At 46.8% G+C, this 16,349-nt stretch carries 16 protein-coding genes; 4 read left to right on the forward strand and 12 right to left on the reverse strand.

Annotated elements, in window-relative coordinates:
- Positions 1 to 179: 179 nt before the first annotated feature.
- Complete coding sequence (locus tag FBQ74_RS09265) at positions 180 to 947, forward strand: NRDE family protein (protein WP_139756415.1); 768 nt, start codon at positions 180 to 182, stop codon at positions 945 to 947.
- A gap of 116 nt (positions 948 to 1,063) precedes the next feature.
- Positions 1,064 to 2,254, forward strand: coding sequence for an amino acid aminotransferase (locus FBQ74_RS09270; RefSeq protein ID WP_139756416.1), 1,191 nt, complete (start codon positions 1,064 to 1,066; stop codon positions 2,252 to 2,254).
- Positions 2,255 to 2,297: 43 nt separating this feature from the next.
- Here the strand turns inward: FBQ74_RS09270 and FBQ74_RS09275 are convergent, their stop codons facing one another.
- From FBQ74_RS09275 to FBQ74_RS09315, 9 genes are all read right to left on the reverse strand, one after another.
- Positions 2,298 to 2,588 carry a hypothetical protein gene (locus FBQ74_RS09275; RefSeq protein WP_139756417.1) on the reverse strand — a complete coding sequence of 97 codons (291 nt, stop codon included), beginning with the start codon at positions 2,586 to 2,588 and terminating at the stop codon, positions 2,298 to 2,300.
- A gap of 78 nt (positions 2,589 to 2,666) precedes the next feature.
- Entirely contained in the window at positions 2,667 to 3,065 is a 399-nt protein-coding gene (locus FBQ74_RS09280) for a VOC family protein (RefSeq protein ID WP_139756418.1), read from the reverse strand.
- An 8-nt stretch (positions 3,066 to 3,073) separates the two neighbouring features.
- Positions 3,074 to 3,454: a DUF3224 domain-containing protein gene (locus FBQ74_RS09285; RefSeq protein WP_332309069.1), complete on the reverse strand. Its 381-nt coding sequence runs from the start codon at positions 3,452 to 3,454 to the stop codon at positions 3,074 to 3,076.
- A gap of 64 nt (positions 3,455 to 3,518) precedes the next feature.
- Positions 3,519 to 4,013: a GNAT family N-acetyltransferase gene (locus FBQ74_RS09290; RefSeq protein WP_205912248.1), complete on the reverse strand. Its 495-nt coding sequence runs from the start codon at positions 4,011 to 4,013 to the stop codon at positions 3,519 to 3,521.
- Positions 4,014 to 4,099: 86 nt separating this feature from the next.
- Positions 4,100 to 4,438 (reverse strand): hypothetical protein, encoded by a 339-nt coding sequence (locus tag FBQ74_RS09295; RefSeq protein ID WP_139756419.1) that lies wholly within the window; start codon positions 4,436 to 4,438, stop codon positions 4,100 to 4,102.
- A gap of 266 nt (positions 4,439 to 4,704) precedes the next feature.
- Positions 4,705 to 5,244 (reverse strand): hydrolase, encoded by a 540-nt coding sequence (locus FBQ74_RS09300; RefSeq protein ID WP_139756420.1) that lies wholly within the window; start codon positions 5,242 to 5,244, stop codon positions 4,705 to 4,707.
- A gap of 61 nt (positions 5,245 to 5,305) precedes the next feature.
- Positions 5,306 to 5,605: a hypothetical protein gene (locus FBQ74_RS09305; RefSeq protein ID WP_139756421.1), complete on the reverse strand. Its 300-nt coding sequence runs from the start codon at positions 5,603 to 5,605 to the stop codon at positions 5,306 to 5,308.
- A gap of 171 nt (positions 5,606 to 5,776) precedes the next feature.
- A complete protein-coding gene (locus FBQ74_RS09310) occupies positions 5,777 to 6,547 on the reverse strand; it encodes an SDR family oxidoreductase (RefSeq protein ID WP_139756422.1) in 771 nt (256 codons plus the stop codon).
- Positions 6,540 to 7,544 carry an NADP-dependent oxidoreductase gene (locus FBQ74_RS09315; RefSeq protein WP_139756423.1) on the reverse strand — a complete coding sequence of 335 codons (1,005 nt, stop codon included), beginning with the start codon at positions 7,542 to 7,544 and terminating at the stop codon, positions 6,540 to 6,542. The genes FBQ74_RS09310 and FBQ74_RS09315 overlap by 8 nt, the downstream gene beginning before the upstream one ends.
- 146 nt (positions 7,545 to 7,690) lie before the next feature.
- Here FBQ74_RS09315 and FBQ74_RS09320 point away from each other — a divergent pair, with 146 nt between their 5' ends.
- Entirely contained in the window at positions 7,691 to 8,692 is a 1,002-nt protein-coding gene (locus FBQ74_RS09320) for a GlxA family transcriptional regulator (RefSeq protein WP_139756424.1), read from the forward strand.
- A 110-nt stretch (positions 8,693 to 8,802) separates the two neighbouring features.
- On the forward strand, positions 8,803 to 11,085 hold the full coding sequence (locus FBQ74_RS09325) for a TonB-dependent receptor (protein ID WP_139756425.1): 2,283 nt from the start codon (positions 8,803 to 8,805) through the stop codon (positions 11,083 to 11,085).
- Positions 11,086 to 11,166: 81 nt separating this feature from the next.
- On the opposite strand, the gene FBQ74_RS09330 is transcribed toward FBQ74_RS09325, so the two are convergent.
- From FBQ74_RS09330 to FBQ74_RS09340, 3 genes are all read right to left on the reverse strand, one after another.
- Entirely contained in the window at positions 11,167 to 11,475 is a 309-nt protein-coding gene (locus tag FBQ74_RS09330) for a hypothetical protein (RefSeq protein WP_139756426.1), read from the reverse strand.
- Positions 11,476 to 11,805: 330 nt separating this feature from the next.
- A complete protein-coding gene (locus tag FBQ74_RS09335; protein ID WP_139756427.1) occupies positions 11,806 to 14,964 on the reverse strand; it encodes an efflux RND transporter permease subunit in 3,159 nt (1,052 codons plus the stop codon).
- Positions 14,957 to 16,192, reverse strand: coding sequence for an efflux RND transporter periplasmic adaptor subunit (locus FBQ74_RS09340; protein WP_139756428.1), 1,236 nt, complete (start codon positions 16,190 to 16,192; stop codon positions 14,957 to 14,959). Before FBQ74_RS09340 ends, FBQ74_RS09335 begins: the two co-directional genes overlap by 8 nt.
- Positions 16,193 to 16,349: the final 157 nt, after the last annotated feature.

Consider the following 16,349-nt stretch of genomic DNA (forward strand, 5'->3'; position numbering starts at 1 on the left):
AATATTTCCTCAATGAGTACCCGGGGCCTGGGTTATTGTGAATAAAGCTATTGTGCACTTTATTCGACGACCATGCCCGGCAATATGTTTTATTAGTTCCTTTCAGCCAAATGATCTAACGTATGCGCTTACTTATATAAGGAAGACACTCTTAAGGCTTAGAGGAGAAGTAGTGCCGTATGTGTATCTTATTCATAGCCAGGGATCAACGAAAAGATTTCCCTTTGATCATTGCAGCCAATCGCGATGAGTTTCATGCCCGGCCTGCCAAGGCATCTCACATATGGTCATCTCATCCCCCCATCTTTGCAGGCAAAGATTTAAAAGCCGGTGGTACCTGGATGGGCGTTACGCGAAGCGGCCGTATCGCGGCCCTGACGAATATTCGCCAGCCGGGAAAAGAACGCCAGGATGCAAAAACCCGTGGTGAGCTGGTGGTAGATTATCTGACCAGTAGAAGCAGTGACCTGCAATTTCAGACTGCCTTGAAGAAGCGTCGCGAGAAATACAACGGTTTTAATCTGTTACACGGAACCTGGCGGGATCTGCAAGTCTACAATAATGAAACTGACGGGCTTTCTTCTGTAGACCCCGGCATACACGGGCTTTCTAATGGTGCGCTCAATGACCCGTGGCCTAAAGTGTCACGCGGTGTCAGTGCCTTATCACAGTATTGCTCACAAAGTGACAGGCTTAGCGAAGATGCACTTTTTTCCCTGCTTAAAGATAATACTGAGGCGCCTGATAGCGCATTGCCCGATACAGGCGTATCCAAAGAATGGGAAAAACGTTTATCGCCCATCTTCATACAGTCTGAGGAATATGGCACCCGAGCGTCAACTCTGATTCTTGTAAACCGTAATGGTAATGCAAGCTGGAGTGAACGAACCTACAATAATCAGGGCCGCGTTATTGATCAGGTCACCGCGCATTTTCAGTTTGTCTGATCTGATGTTGTTTACAGCATTCTGGCTGTAAAAAAACAGTGACAACACTCGTATTTTCTAACATCAGTGGCATAATGCTGAACTCGCTTATCAATCACGCAACGTGAGGACTTATTGTGTTTGAAGTACTACCTTATCTGGAACCCGATCCTATCCTGGGATTGTCTGCTGCTTATAAAGAAGATTCTAATGCTGCTAAAATTGACCTCGGCGTAGGCGTTTATAAAGATGAACATGGTAATACGCCTATCATGACGTCAGTAGCCAAAGCACAGAAAATTCTGCTGGAAAGAGAGAACACAAAAAGTTACATCACACCGCAGGGTCACCAGGGCTACATCGACAACATGCTTTCCCTGCTTTTAGGCGAGAAAAGCCCGGTACTGATGGCCGACCGCGTTGCTGGCGTTCAGGCGCCCGGTGGTTGCGGCGCTTTACGGATCCTGGCTGAACTTATTGCCCGCAGTAATGAACAAGCGCGCGTGTTTGTCAGTGACCCTACCTGGGCCAATCATATTCCGCTGATGAGCTCTGCCGGTCTGCAGCTGGAAACCTACCCGTACTTTGACAAAGAAAAAGCGGGTATTCGCTTTGATGCGATGGTAGACACACTGAAAACGGCCGGAAAAGGCGATATCGTATTACTCCACGGATGCTGCCATAACCCGACTGGTGCTGACTTAACGAATGAGCAGTGGGATGTCGTACTGGAGCTTGCACAAGAGCGTGGTTTTACCCCGTTTATTGATGTAGCTTACCTTGGTTTTGGCGATGGCCTGGATGAGGATGCCTACGGCATACGGTTGTTGGCAGAAAATCTGCCAGAGGTAGTTATTGCCGCCTCTTGCAGTAAAAACTTTGGTTTGTACCGTGAGCGTGTTGGTCTGGCGGCCATTATCACCGAAGACGCTAAGACACGTGATATCGTGCAGGGGCAAATCCAGTCAGTGGCACGTGGCAGTTATTCTATGCCTCCCAGCTACGGTGGTGCGCTAGTCGATATTATTTTGTCTGACACCAGCCTGAAAAAAGAGTGGATGAGTGAAGTAAACAGCATCCGTAACAGGATGCAAAGTCTGCGCACTATGCTGGTAGATAAACTGGAAGAAAACGGCGCGCAGCAGGACTTCAGCTTTTTGAATACACAAAAAGGGATGTTTTCATTTTTATGTATCACCCCTGAGCAAGTACGTGAAATGCGTGACAAGCACAGCGTATACTTTGTTGGTTCCAGCCGCATAAATGTGGCCGGTATCAACCAACAAAATGTTGATACGCTGGCGCGCGCTTTGGTATCTGTTCTTTAATAAGCGAACCGCCAGCGCTGAATAAGCGCTGGCGGTTTATGTCCTACCTTGCGCTCAGACAACTTGTTTTCATAGCTTCGTTGGCTCTTTCTGCTGCGTCATCGTCTTTGTTCTTTTTCGCTTTTAGATAAGCTATCTTGGCCTCTTCACATTGCTGTTTTTGTTCAGCTTGTGAGATCGTGCTCTGATCTTTACTATACTGACGCATGCCCTCAGCGCCGATATTACTGTTTCTGTCTTCCGGTTTTCTGTCTTCTTGATAAGCGACAGACTGCGAAGAACCGCAAGCTATCATCGATCCGATGAGCGTTAACACAGCAAAAATACGAAGCATAAGCTGGTTCCTTTAAGATTAGTCAGGTGTTCTGCTTTTCCAAATAAGCCGGCCACATATAAACAATAATATCAGTGGTTACCGTACCGGTCTTGCCTTTCTGCTGCCAGTCGCATTTCCTGCTTGGCTGAATACACGAAGCTGAATAATATTACCATCGCAGTCAGTGATATTAGTTACACTGAAAAAAGGGTTAGCCCACTGCCCTTCCAGCGACAGCCCGCCAAGTGACTGTGCAAGCTCATGGGCATCAGCATGACTATCTACTGTAGTAAACAGCTTAACCACGTTGCACCGGGTCTCAGGTAGTGGCTTAGGCGGTTCATGAATGACAATACTCAATCCGTCTGCGTACAGACTGTACATTTGCTCGGAGGATTTAAGTACCTGCATGTTGAACATTCTGGTGTAAAACAATGCCAACTTATCTATATCATCAGAATAGACAATGACACCATGTTTAGCAGGCTGATGCATAGCGATCCTTATAGCGTATATTCAAAGATGTAAGTATGACTGTTTTCATCCTGGTTGATTTGCATCGACCCGGCCAGTGACGATAACTCTCCGGAACCGGAACCCTCGATAACACTTATGCTGAGCTCTCTGGCCTCGCTGGTCATCTTGCCCTGATGAAGCAAGGTAAAGCCACCTGATTTTCCGTCCAGCTTGCCTTCAAACTCTTCTATAGCGCAGTAAACCGAAGTCCCACCGTCTATCTGTTTGCTCAACATCTGCCCTTTACCGGTGCCCTGCAGCTCGCCTTCATAATCTTTCTCAATGACCATCCGCCCTGCCCCAATGGCATCCTGCTGAGGCAGTATATTCACCGCAAACTGGCCTGTGGCCTTTAATGTCATACTCATCTGTTATATTCCTTTAAACTTAAAATTTTCCATCCCGGAAAGTAATCACTACCGTTATGATAAATTATAACCATTTGTACATCACAAGTGCATCTATTAACCCCAAACGCGGGTGCTGAAATGCATCTGGAAGACGGGCCTGAATTGAAAAACCCAATTTTTCCCATAAACGGATTGCTCCGGTATTGCTGGAAGCTACAAAATTAAATTGCATAGCCCGATACCCAAGGCTTTTCGCGATTTTCTGTGAATGCTCACACATTGATGAGGCCAGCCCCTGGCCCCGATAATCAGCATCCACCATATACCCACAGTTACAAACATGATTACCAGGACCAGCGTGATTTGTTTTCAGATAATAAGTCCCTGCTATCTGGTTGCCTGTTAATGCTACAAACGATTTTTCAGACAGCTCACACCAAAGCTTTCTGGCAGCACCTTTGCTGATTTCAGGATCGATTCCGTAAGTATCAGCGCGTTTAACTATATCCTGAAAAAAAGGCCATACAGCTTGCCAATCCTGTTCCGTCGCTTCACGAATTGTCAGAGGTGTTGTCATCTGTGCACTTTCACCTTTTTATGACTACAGCGTTTTAATTTCACAAGAAGGTATACCTGATAACTGTGATGAAATACCGGCATTGCTTAGCGAGTGCTTGTGGATCGGGGTTTCACGTAATTTAAAAGCTCAGATTTTAAATACGCTTTAATTATGGATTGCTCGCAGCGTCTGCCGAAAAGCAGTGCACCGTAAAGCACTGAAAGCAGAATTGCCCAACGAATAGCGCCATGTAAGCTGAATACGCCGGCATAAAATAGCGCGGTATATGCAGGGATTAGTACGATGGCTATACAACACACTTTAATGCATTCAAGCAAAACAGCAGTAGCAGGAGAAATCCTTTCAATCAGACTATCTACATCATCAAACGATATATGGTGTGATTCCGGAAAGGTCCGCTTAAACCAATAGGCATAGTCCATTTTACCTCCTAAAAAGAGTACCGCGCTTCTAATCACGTACATTGCGCAAGAAAGTTGTTCGAGTACAATGACAGGCTCATAAAGAGTCGTTCGCCTGCCGGTTCTGTTTATCAGTAATGTGCTAAAACCGTTGCTGTTCAGACTAAAAAACGGCGCTTTTTCTCCGGCGCCGCGCTTGTCATCATGCTACTGAATGTCAGACATCTCATAATAAATAGTGAAAAAGTCCCGAGCTGGTTCACAGGTATGTCTTATCTCTACTTTTTCTATTTGATAAGCGAAAGAATTTCGCCGAAACAGGGGTGTTTGCTGTTGCCCATTAATTGGTAAAGGCACATCTCAACGCTAGTGATAAAAGCACCTGCATCCCGCAAGTTAGCCAAAGCTAAATGCTTATTGTCAGCAGTTCTGGAAGATATGGCATCACTAACAGGCAGCACAGTATAGCCAAGGTCAAGTAAAGCGAGGGACGTCTGGTAAACACAAATATGGGCCTCTATACCACATATCAGCCACTGCCTCTTACCTGTATGCTCAATAGCCTTTAAAAATTGCTCATTCTGACATGCATCAAACGTATTCTTTGTAATTAATGCATCAGGTTCTATTAATGACTGTAAACTGGGTGCGGTAGGGCCTAACTTTTCCGGTGCTTGCTCAAGCCATAGTGTGGGCAGAGATAACAAACCAGCAGCCCTGATTAGTTGCTCGCACCTGACCAGAAATACGTCACTCTGATAGACCGTTTGCGCAAGTTTTCCCTGGATGTCAATGACGATAAGCCCGGTATTTTTTTCATCTAACATCGGCGTATTTCCTGCAAAAGACTACCTTGAATTTGTCTGTATAACGTAATGGTGCCGTACTTTAGCTTGTGCTGCCATCACGTTGATGATGAGTAACGGTAATACTGAAATTTGAATACCGTTTGGATAATAGTCTTTTGATGATCCATATATTCACTATCAATCCGATACACATACCTGCCAGTTGGGCTACTAGCGCATAGGATTCGCGCGGAATATCCGCGATTGCCATTACCACTCCAAATATAAAACTAAAAACAAAGACAATCGGAAAGATAAACACCAGTGTTCGCCATGTTAGGCTCCACCACACTCGTGCGGCCATGCCCCAGGTTATATCTGCGTTTTGAGTACGATCCATGTTATATATCCATTCCTTTATTGCGCTTATAACCCACTTTACGCGGTTTTGTACCTGATCTGAAGAGACTTTTTCTGACGCCTGAGCAAATCAAATCGAAAAAAAGCCAGCACACTAATTTGTATGCTGGCTTTCTATATTCAAAGTTTAACTGTCAACCCAGGCGTGAAATTACGCGAGCATGCCACCGTCTACGGTAAGCGTTGTGCCGGTTGTATAGCTGGATGCATCTGAAACCAGATATAACACTGCACCGGCCATCTCCTCTGGATCTGCCACCCGCCCTAATGGAATCTGGGTTAACGCGCCTTTGAGAATCTTTTCATTGCTGGTCAGCGCAGAGGCAAACTTAGTATCCGTTAATCCTGGCAATAACGCATTAACGCGAATATTTAGCGGCCCGCACTCTTTGGCAAAAGAGCGAGTCATACTGATTACTGCCGCTTTAGTTATTGAGTAAATACCTTGCATATCGCCGGGGACTACGCCATTCACAGATGCGGTATTGAGAATAACGCCGCCTCCCTGCTCTTTCATCATTCTGCCGGCAGCAACTGACATGAAAAAGTAGCCTCTGATATTTACATCAACCGTCTTCTGATAGGCACCGGGATCGGTATCCAGAATATGTCCGAAATACGGGTTGGCCGCCGCGTTGTTAACCAGTATATCGAGCTTACCATGCTCATTTTTGATGGTCTCAAAGGCGCTCTCAATTTGCGACATTTCGCCAACATGACAAGCCAGTGCCGATGCACTACCGCCAGCGTCTTTTATCGCCTGCACAACCTTTTCACAGCTTTCCTGTTTACGGCTGGAAACAATAACATGTGCCCCATAGGCAGCAAGCAATTGCGCGATAGACTCTCCGATGCCGCGACTGGCACCAGTAACCAGCGCGACCTTATCCGATAGGTCAAAAAGGTTCTTTTTATCAGTCATGCTCCACCTTCAATACCAGTTTGCCGAAGTTTTCGCCTTTGAACAGCATCATCAGTGTGTCGGGAAATGTTTCGATATCCGTTACGACATGCTCTTTCGCTTTTAACTTACCCTGTGCAATCCAGCCCGCCATTTCCTGTGCCGCCTCGCCGTAATGTTTGGCGTTATCAAAGACCACGATACCTTCCATACGAGCCCGGTTTACCAGCAGTGACAAATAGTTTGAAGGCCCTTTTACCGCCGTCGTATTATTGTACTGACTGATAGCACCGCAGATAACAATGCGCGCGCGCAGATTGATGCATGTAAGTACCGTATCCAGAATCTCTCCGCCCACATTGTCAAAATACACATCTACGCCATCCGGACATTGTGTTTTAAGACCCTTGCGAACATCTTCGTTTTTGTAGTCTACAGCCCCGTCAAACCCCAGTTCGTCGATAAGATACTGACATTTATCCTTGCCGCCAGCGATGCCGACCACGCGGCAGCCTTTAATTTTGGCAATTTGTCCGACCACACTGCCTACAGCACCCGCAGCGCCGGAAACAACGACGGTTTCACCAGCTTCTGGTAAGCCGGTTTTAAGCAGTCCGAAGTACGCAGTCATGCCGGGCATACCTAATACCCCGAGATAACGTTCAAGTGGCGCCAGTGAAGGGTCTACTTTGTGAACGCCTTTTGTATCGCAGACCGCTACGGACTGTACCCCAAAGCTACCGTAGACTTTATCGCCAACTGAAAACCCTTCGGCGTTGGATTCCAAAACCTCTCCAACAGCACCGGCGCGCATAACATCACCAATCTGAACAGGTTCGATGTAAGACTTCCCGTCATTCATCCAGCCGCGCATCGCCGGGTCCAGAGAGATATACTGCACTTTTACCTTGATCTGCCCCTGCGCCACGTCACCTGCATCAACTTCCTGGTATTGCCAGTTTGCCTCTGTTGGCTCACCTTGCGGCCGTGATGCCAGTAACCATTGTTTGCTTTTCATAATCTCTCCATAAGTGCGAACACGTTAATAGGTTGTAGACCTATTGTTACACAGGTCTGACCTTGCCTTTACTGTCAAAAATGACACAATAATGGTCAAAAAAGACATCCATAATTTTTATTGATAGCTGACTATGGGATTCTCTAATGCAGACTAAAAAACCCGCGACTATTGCTATTTACGGTTTTGATCATGCTTTGGCATCAGCCATCACCGGTGCGGTGGACCTTTTTGCGCAGGCGGGTGTGACCTGGCAAAAGATCCATCACGCTCTGCCCTCGCCGGTTTTTTCTGTTCAACTTTTATCATCCACCGGGGCGCCGGTGCGGTGCGTCAATAGTATCATGCTACATACAGATGGCAGGCTCGATGCACGTCACCCGCCCGATGTATTGTTAATCCCCACCATCGGAGGAAATATTGAACAGGTAATTAACCAGCAAAAATCGCTGATGCCGGTTTTACGAACGTTTCATGAGCAAGGCGTTGATATTGCGGCAAACTGTACCGGTGTATTTTTATTAGCCGCTGCGGGAATACTTGATGGAAAATCAGCGACTACGCACTGGGGGTTTGCCAATGAATTTAAAGCGCGCTTCCCACAGGTCAATTTGAACAGCGACAAATTACACACTTACGAAGAAAATGTGTTTTGCGCGGGTGGCGGTATGGCGTGGTTCGATCTGGCCCTACTGCTTATCGAGCGATATGCTGGTGCTGATGTCGCCCGGCAAACAGCGAAGGCCCATGTTCTTGACCTTCCACGTATCAACCAGTCACTTTATGCCGGTAGTCGCCGCGAACAGGCGCATCAGGATGAAATAATCAAACAGGCTCAGCGATATATGGCCGATAACATCAAACTAAAACTATCAGTAGACGGGCTGGCGGCAAGAGTGAACCTGACATCGCGCACCTTTAATCGCCGCTTCAAGGCGGCAACAGGCCAGACTCCGGGACATTATTTACAATCTCTTCGCATCGATCACGCCAGAAAATTACTGGAAAATCAGAAGTGGACAATCGAACAGATTCTTTCACAGGTGGGATATGATGACCCCAGCACCTTCTCCAGATTGTTTAAAAAGCGTACTGGTTATTCCCCTTCTCTTTACCGGACTAAGTTTACAACTTTTGTACAATCCTGAAAGTTTTACTTATATATTTTGTTCAAAGCTAGTACACTGTCGTCCCGCTGGCGGTCCGATCAGTTGACCTCCTAAAACACCCTTAATTTTTACCTTCACTTGGTGAACACATGAAAACACATCGTATTGCCTCTCTTGCGTTGGCAGTCAGTGCCGCGTTTAGTAGCACCGTAATGGCTCAGGAGTCTGGAACTAATCAACAAACAAAAACTAAAGATAGTTCCCTTGAGCAAATCACGGTAACCGCCCAAAAGCGTACCCAGTCTATACAGGAAGTGCCCCTTTCTATTGCCACGCTAAGTGGTGAAAAGCTGGATAGCTTGTTCGCTGGTGGTGAAGATATTCTGGCCCTGGCTGTGCGTGTACCAGGCCTTTATGCAGAATCTTCAAATGGTCGTGTTGCGCCCCGTTTCTACATTCGTGGGCTGGGTAACACCGATTTTGATTTAGCGGCATCACAACCTGTTTCTATTATTATGGATGAAGTGGTAATGGAAAACGTGGTATTGAAAAGCTTCCCGCTTTTTGATGTCCAGCAGGTTGAAGTATTGCGTGGTCCACAGGGCACCCTGTTTGGTCGGAACACGACAGCGGGTATTGTAAAGTTTGACACAGTCAAACCTTCACAGGATTTTGAAGGCTTTGCCAAGCTTGGCTATGGTAGCTACAACACGGTGAATCTTGAGGCCGCTGTTGGCGGTGGACTGACCGATGACCTGTCGGGTCGTTTCTCAGTTTTATCTCAGCACCGTGATGATTACATTGATAACGGCTTTACCGGTCAGGATGATGCGCTGGGCGGCTTTGACGAGCGTGCATGGCGTGCTCAGCTGCTGTATGAACCAAACAGTCGTTTCTCTGCACTTTTGAATGTTCATGGCCGTTCTTTGGAAGCCACTGCCTCTATTTTCCGCGCGAATATTTTCGATAAAGGCAGCAATGACCTGAATGAAAACTATGACCGCGATGTTGTTTACTACGATGGCGACATTGATGGTAACGGTGCGGACAATAATCCGCAGGAATACGATGGTTTCGGTTCTTCATTAAAACTGACTTACGACTTCGATGCGGTTGAGCTTACGTCAATCACTGCACTAGAAACTGCCGACGGCTTTAGCCTTGGCGATATCGATGGTGGTGCCGGTGAGGGGGCAACTGAAAACTCTGGCTTTATTCCATTTACTGCTGTTACACAGGATAAGCTGGATGATCTTGAGCAGTTCACACAGGAATTCCGTTTCGCCAGTCAGACAACGAAACCGGTAAGCTGGCAGGTTGGCGCGTTCTTCTTTGACTCATCATTCAACGTAACCAGCATCGATGGCTACTACGGTGCCACCACCGTTTTCCACGACAACACGACCTGGGCTGTTTTCGGACAGTCTTCTTATCAGGTGAACGATAAGCTGGAAGTTACCGGTGGTCTTCGTTACACCTATGATGAAAAATCGCTGCGTGTGGGTATGCAGAATGAAAACGGCTTTGCACTGGTAACGGGTGATGCAACTATTCAGGATTATGATCCAATCGACGTTGATGACGGTCAGATGAGCTTTGAGCTAAGCGCCAACTACCGTCTGACTGACGATATGTCTGTTTATTCTCGTTACGCCAACGGTTTCCGCGCCCAGACCATTCAGGGTCGTGATGTGGCGTTTGAGGGTGCTCCTTCGGTTGCTGACGCTGAGACAATCAACTCGTTTGAAGTTGGCTTTAAGTCCGATATGCTGGATCGCACTCTGCGTTTAAATGCTGCGGCGTTCTACTACACTGTTGATGATATGCAGTTCTCAGCAATTGGTGGCGGTAATAACTTTACTGCGCTGGTAAATGCTGACAAAGGTGAAGCTTACGGGTTTGAAATTGATACTCAATGGCTGGCAACAGACGCGCTGACACTGACCGCCGGTTACAGCTACAACCACACAGAAATCAAAGACGACAGTCTGACTGTTTCGCCGTGTGGTACTAACCCGGCATTCGGTTCAACGGGTAACTGTACGGTTCTGGATCCACGTCCTGATGGCTTTAACGCTATTATCGATGGTAACCCGTTCCCGCAGGCTCCTGAGCAAATCTTTACGTTCACTGCGCGTTATTCAATCCCTGCTGGGAATGACGGCGAGTTCTTCGCGTTCACAGACTGGGCGTTCCAGGGTGAAACCAGCATTTTCCTTTACGAATCTGTTGAATTTACCACTGACGATAACTTCGAAGGCGGTTTGCGCATAGGTTATGAGAACTTCAACGATGGCTATTCTGTAGCATTGTTTGGTCGTAATATTACTGATGAGGATAACGTTAAAGGCGCGATCGACTTTAATAACCTGACAGGTATTGTGAACGAACCACGCATTATTGGTGTGGAAGTTAAGAAAACCTTCTATTAACGGTTCGGTTTTCAGATAAAAAAAGCACGTTTTAAACGTGCTTTTTTTGTCTTTGCCTTATTGATAGTGACCGACCAGATATTAATTATCCTTGTCTTCTTCCTCATCATCTTCAGGCATTTCAACGTCGACTTCAGGTACTTCAACAACTTTCTTTTCAGTACCGACTTCAACATCCGCAGTATCGACGTCGTACTCAGGCATTTCACCGCCTTCTACATCAACACTCGGCATTTCACCCTCTTCGGTCTGCTCTACTTCATACTCAGGCATATTCCCCGCATCAGCCTCTACTTCCGGCGCTTCACCTTCCTGAGTTTTATCAACATCACAGCCGCCCAGAGCTAACAGTGCACCCAGAGTAATAGCTAATTTGCTTAGATTCCGCATAGTGTTTCTCCCTAAATCAAACGATTAGTGATCAATAGACACTAATTGTTACTCTCATAGTTCTAATTTTGTTTACTCTCCTAACAACTTACTTAAATAAACGGTTTTTGGAAAACCAGAATTCAACACATCTTATTGTTGAATTAAACGAAATTGTCAGAATAAGCGGAATGGCATTTTGATTTAGTGGTACTGGGTTTCTGTGAGATAAACCTGCAACGGATGACAGGCCAGAGGGTGACTTTTGAAAATAGAATGTAGGGCGAAAGTGGATAGAGAAATCAGAGCGAGAAGAAACACCTCAAACGAGGTGTTTCTTTTGCATTACGTTTAAGACTTTTCAGCCAGATGACTAGTTTGTTCACTATATTCATGGTTTGCTGGCTTTTTCTTGCGAAACAACCCACGTGCGTCATCAAGAATAAGATACAGCGCTGGTACCAGTATTAATGTGATTACAGTGGCGAACAGAATTCCGAAGGCCAGTGAAATAGCCATAGGAATAACGATTTGCGCCTGCAAGCTCCGTTCAAAGACAATGGGCATTAATCCCATAAACGTCGTTAATGAAGTAAGAATGATCGGTCTGAAACGTTGCGTACCTGCACTGATTGCCGCATCAATCAGACGATGTCCCTCAGAGCGGGCACGGTTGACGAAGTCGACCATTATCAGACTGTCGTTCACCACTACGCCAGATAGCGCAATGATACCGCACAGCGATAACGAACTGACGGCCATTCCTAATACCAGATGCCCCACAATTGCCCCTACTACGCCAAACGGTATTACCGCCATAATAATAAAAGGCTGAGAGTAAGAGCGCAGCGGAATTGCTAATAGCGCATAGATAGCAAAGAGCGCAAATAACAACCCCTGGAACATGCTGAACATGGCTTCCTGCTGCTCTTTGGAGTTACCTTGTAATTGGAAGTTAACCTGCGGATGGCGTTCCATAATCGCAGGTATTTCTGTAATTACCACATCCCGGGTCACCTCGCCGGGGTCAAGCAGCGCTTTATCCACTTTTGCACTGACAGTAATTGAACGGCTACCATCAACGCGAATAATAGATGAAAAGCCTTCTCCTAACGAAATTTCACCGACTTCCTCGAATGGAATAGCCTCACCGGTAGGCGCTCTCACGCGCATATCCTGAAGATGCTCAACAGACGTACGCTTTTCTTCGGGGTAGCGCACCATCACTTTTACTTCTTCATCATCACGCTGAACACGCTGAACTTCGGCACCATAGAACCCATAACGCACCTGCTGCCCAAGCTGTTGCAGGCTAATGCCCAGCGCGTCTGCCTGAGGCGTGGTAGAAAGCTGTATTTCGTCACTGCCACCGGCAAATGAATCATTAATGTCGCTGACGCCATCATAATCAGCCAGGCGGTCTTTAAGGGCCTGTGCAGCAGACTGCAGCGCTTCAGTATCGGAAGAGGTGAATTCGAAGCTCAGGTCCGGGCCGCCGAAGCCGCCACCGCCACCGATGTTCAGTGTTTTAACGCCCGCAACTTCCGGCATCTGCTCGCGCCAGCGCTGATGGATTTCGTAATCTGGCAGCTCACGTGTTTCGCCTTTTGACAGCTCGACGAATATTTCACCACCGGTATTACCATTATCAAATGCAATAGCATGCTTAATGACGCCGCTACCCGTCTCCTGGGCAATGTTACTATCCATCCGGTGCATGGCATTAAGCATTGTTTGCAGTGTCTGGTCACGTTGGGTTATGGAAGAGCCCGGCTCAAGTTCAAAACTGGCTGACATAAAGTCACTGGGTACATTAGGAAAGAAGACAAAACGAACGATACCGCCAGCGAACAACCCCGCAGTGATGATGAGTAATGCGATAAATGTTGCCAGTGTTGTGTAGCGGTTTCGTACCGCTTTGGCCAGAAACGGCGCATACTTTTTCTGCACGAAAACTTTGATGCCTTCGCTGAAAAAATTTCTGAAACGCTGAAAGGCATTGAGGTTATCTGGATCATGAGGCTTAAGATTCATATGAACCAGGTGAGCCGGCAAAATAAGTTTGGACTCGACCAGTGAGAAAATCAGACAGATAATGACTACCCAGCCTATTGATTGCCAGATAACACCAAAGGGCCCGGAGACCATCAGCATTGGCGTAAATGCGGCGATGGTCGTCAGAACACCAAACGTGGCAGGCATTGCAACACGCTTAACCCCTGCAATAACATTGTCTGTAGAGTGGCCTTTTTTATCAATTTCTGAATATGCCGATTCGCCCATTATGATGGCATCGTCTACCACAATACCCAGCACAAGAATAAACGCGAACAGACTCAAGAGATTTATTGAGACGCCCACAAACTCCATTGGCATCACGAAAATAGCGCCTAAAAAGCAAACCGGGAGACCCCATATTACCCAGAAAGCCAGCTTGACCCGTAAAAATAATGACAACACGATAAAAACAAGTAAGGCACCAAAGCCCATGTTTTCCAGCATCATGTTTAGCCTGTCATTAAGGTAAAACGACGAATCGCCCCACGTATCGGCGTGCAGGTGGGCCGGGAACGTTGGTTTGTTCTTCTTAATGTATGCATTTACCTGCTCAGCGATCTCCAGGGCGTTCTGATCACCGACAGCCTTGACCCGCATGCTGACGGAGGGCTTGCCATCAAAGTAGGCAAAACGATTGTCCTCGACAAAGCCATCATTGATGATGGCGACATCCCCCAACCGTACCCGCGTGCCGTCTGCACTGGTTAATAATGTAATTTGAGAGAAATCATAACCGGTATATGCCTGCCCCTTTGTCCTCAGCAAAATATCGCCGTTGTCGGTTCTGATTGAACCGCCGGGTAAATCGACACTTGATTGTCTGACCAGCGACACGACTTCTGAAAATGTCAGATTATACTTTTGCAGATCTTCTTCTGACAGCTCAATGGAAACTTCGTAATCCCGGGCACCCACTATATCGACATTGGAGATACCACTGAGGTTGGCGATATCATCACGAATAGTTTTCGCGAATTCTTTTAATTCGCGCTCTGATGCATCACCGTATACAGAAACCCAAATAACATCTGACTGCATTTTCTGACGATAAATAACCGGCTTTTCGGTATTAGCCGGAAAGCTGGGTATTGCATCTACCTGTACTTTTACTTCGTCCAGCACCTCCTGTACATCGTAGTTTTCTTCCACTTCGATACTGACCGTACCCATGCCCTCAGAGGCGGTGGAGGTAACCTTTTTGATGCCATCGAGATTTTCAATCGCCTCCTCGACTTTGAGGATTACGCCTTCCTCAACTTCTTGTGGCGCAGCACCAAGATATGGCACCCGGACATTGATGACGTTGACTTCAATAGGAGGGAATATCTGCTTCTGGATAGTAAATACTGAAATCACGCCGCCTATTAACAGAATCCACATAAGCAGGTTAGACGCGACATTATTGCGAGCAAACCACGCAATAATCCCTTTATGGGTATCTATTTTACTCATCTGACTGGCCTCCTACCTCTACATTTGAAGAGGACGCAGGCTTATCTTTTTCATCGGGCGCCGGTGTACTATCTTCCTCACCAGCCAGGCGTACTTTCATTCCCTCAAACGGATTGGGAACGGCGCTCATTACGACCTTATCGCCTTCTTCAAGGCCTGCAGATATGTATACTTTTTCGGCATTGGTACGCGCCACATCCACCGGCTTAATCTCAAGCTCATTCTGATCACTTACTGTCAGAACCGTCTGATCAAGCCGTAAGACACTTCGCGGTAAAACAAACAAGTCACGCGACTGGCCTGCTGAAATATTTGCCTGCACGAACTGGCCAAACCGCAAGGGCATATCTTCGTTTTGCTGTTCACCCCGATTGTAAGGGTCCTCTACGCGTGCAACGACGTAGCTTACGCGGCTTGCTGAATCCAGAATACCTTCGCTTCTGACCAGATCTGCCTGCCATTGATGTCTGACACCGTTGACTCTGGCCTGAAGTACGACATTGTCTTTTTGCTGAAAACCTCGCTCTAAATCAATAAATGCCATATCGCTGTCGGCCACGGGTAATCGCACTTCTGCAACATCTGTACTATAGAGTGTGCCGATTTGCATACCAATAGAAACAAACTGGCCGATGTCTACGTTGCGACTAACGACCAGCCCGTTGTAAGGCGCACGAATCTGCGTACGGTCAAGGTTTCGTTTAGCACGCTCCAGTTTGGCCAGTGCAGCTTTAACATTTGCCTGCTCACGCGCAAGTTGCGGTTTACGCAGACCAAGCTCAGGCGGCGCCATTGAATTAACAGACTGCCACTCCTGTTTAGCAACCTCACCTCGCGCCAGTTCCTCAGTCAGCGCGGCCTGTGCCTGAGCAAGTTCAGCTTCAGCCAGTTTTAGTTCAGTTTCATAGTCATTTTGTTCAAGGGTTACCAGTACATCACCTTTTTCGAACATACCGCCGGCGACAAAAACATCGGAGAGCTCTGCGACTCTGCCACTGACCTGCGCACTGATATCTGTCTGATTCTGAGGTAAAACATTACCTTGTGTTTCAACTACAAACTGCACCGATTCCCGGCTAATCGACTGCGCGTCGACCAGGAAGGCCTTTGTCTCAGCGGGCTTTTTTTCCGGTGGCTTTTTACTGGAAATTAAAACAACCGCAACGATTACCGCGCCAATCAAAATAATGACGGGCAAAAGTGTTTTTACCAAAGATGACTTGTTCATGCAGATCCCTTTACAACATGGCTTTTTACAATAACTAACTGTTTTATCATTTTGTTATGACAGTCTAATTATCTGATCTTAGAATTATTATGGTGAAGTGTACCGTGAATGAATCGGTTACGCGCGGGTAAAACTGTTAATAAATATGACTAAATGT

The sequence above is a fragment of the Salinimonas iocasae genome (genome assembly GCF_006228385.1).
Taxonomy (GTDB): domain Bacteria; phylum Pseudomonadota; class Gammaproteobacteria; order Enterobacterales; family Alteromonadaceae; genus Alteromonas; species Alteromonas iocasae.

Excerpts from the sequence above, each read along its gene's own strand:
- FBQ74_RS09265 (WP_139756415.1), top strand. The coding sequence starts at position 180 with ATGTGTATCTTATTCATAGCCAGGGATCAACGAAAAGATTTCCCTTTG.
- FBQ74_RS09275 (WP_139756417.1), bottom strand. The coding sequence starts at position 2,588 with ATGCTTCGTATTTTTGCTGTGTTAACGCTCATCGGATCGATGATAGCT.
- FBQ74_RS09280 (WP_139756418.1), bottom strand. The coding sequence starts at position 3,065 with ATGCATCAGCCTGCTAAACATGGTGTCATTGTCTATTCTGATGATATA.
- FBQ74_RS09285 (WP_332309069.1), bottom strand. The coding sequence starts at position 3,454 with ATGAGTATGACATTAAAGGCCACAGGCCAGTTTGCGGTGAATATACTG.
- FBQ74_RS09290 (WP_205912248.1), bottom strand. The coding sequence starts at position 4,013 with ATGACAACACCTCTGACAATTCGTGAAGCGACGGAACAGGATTGGCAA.
- FBQ74_RS09295 (WP_139756419.1), bottom strand. The coding sequence starts at position 4,438 with ATGGACTATGCCTATTGGTTTAAGCGGACCTTTCCGGAATCACACCAT.
- FBQ74_RS09300 (WP_139756420.1), bottom strand. The coding sequence starts at position 5,244 with ATGTTAGATGAAAAAAATACCGGGCTTATCGTCATTGACATCCAGGGA.
- FBQ74_RS09305 (WP_139756421.1), bottom strand. The coding sequence starts at position 5,605 with ATGGATCGTACTCAAAACGCAGATATAACCTGGGGCATGGCCGCACGA.
- FBQ74_RS09310 (WP_139756422.1), bottom strand. The coding sequence starts at position 6,547 with ATGACTGATAAAAAGAACCTTTTTGACCTATCGGATAAGGTCGCGCTG.
- FBQ74_RS09315 (WP_139756423.1), bottom strand. The coding sequence starts at position 7,544 with ATGAAAAGCAAACAATGGTTACTGGCATCACGGCCGCAAGGTGAGCCA.
- FBQ74_RS09320 (WP_139756424.1), top strand. The coding sequence starts at position 7,691 with ATGCAGACTAAAAAACCCGCGACTATTGCTATTTACGGTTTTGATCAT.
- FBQ74_RS09325 (WP_139756425.1), top strand. The coding sequence starts at position 8,803 with ATGAAAACACATCGTATTGCCTCTCTTGCGTTGGCAGTCAGTGCCGCG.
- FBQ74_RS09330 (WP_139756426.1), bottom strand. The coding sequence starts at position 11,475 with ATGCGGAATCTAAGCAAATTAGCTATTACTCTGGGTGCACTGTTAGCT.
- FBQ74_RS09335 (WP_139756427.1), bottom strand. The coding sequence starts at position 14,964 with ATGAGTAAAATAGATACCCATAAAGGGATTATTGCGTGGTTTGCTCGC.
- FBQ74_RS09340 (WP_139756428.1), bottom strand. The coding sequence starts at position 16,192 with ATGAACAAGTCATCTTTGGTAAAAACACTTTTGCCCGTCATTATTTTG.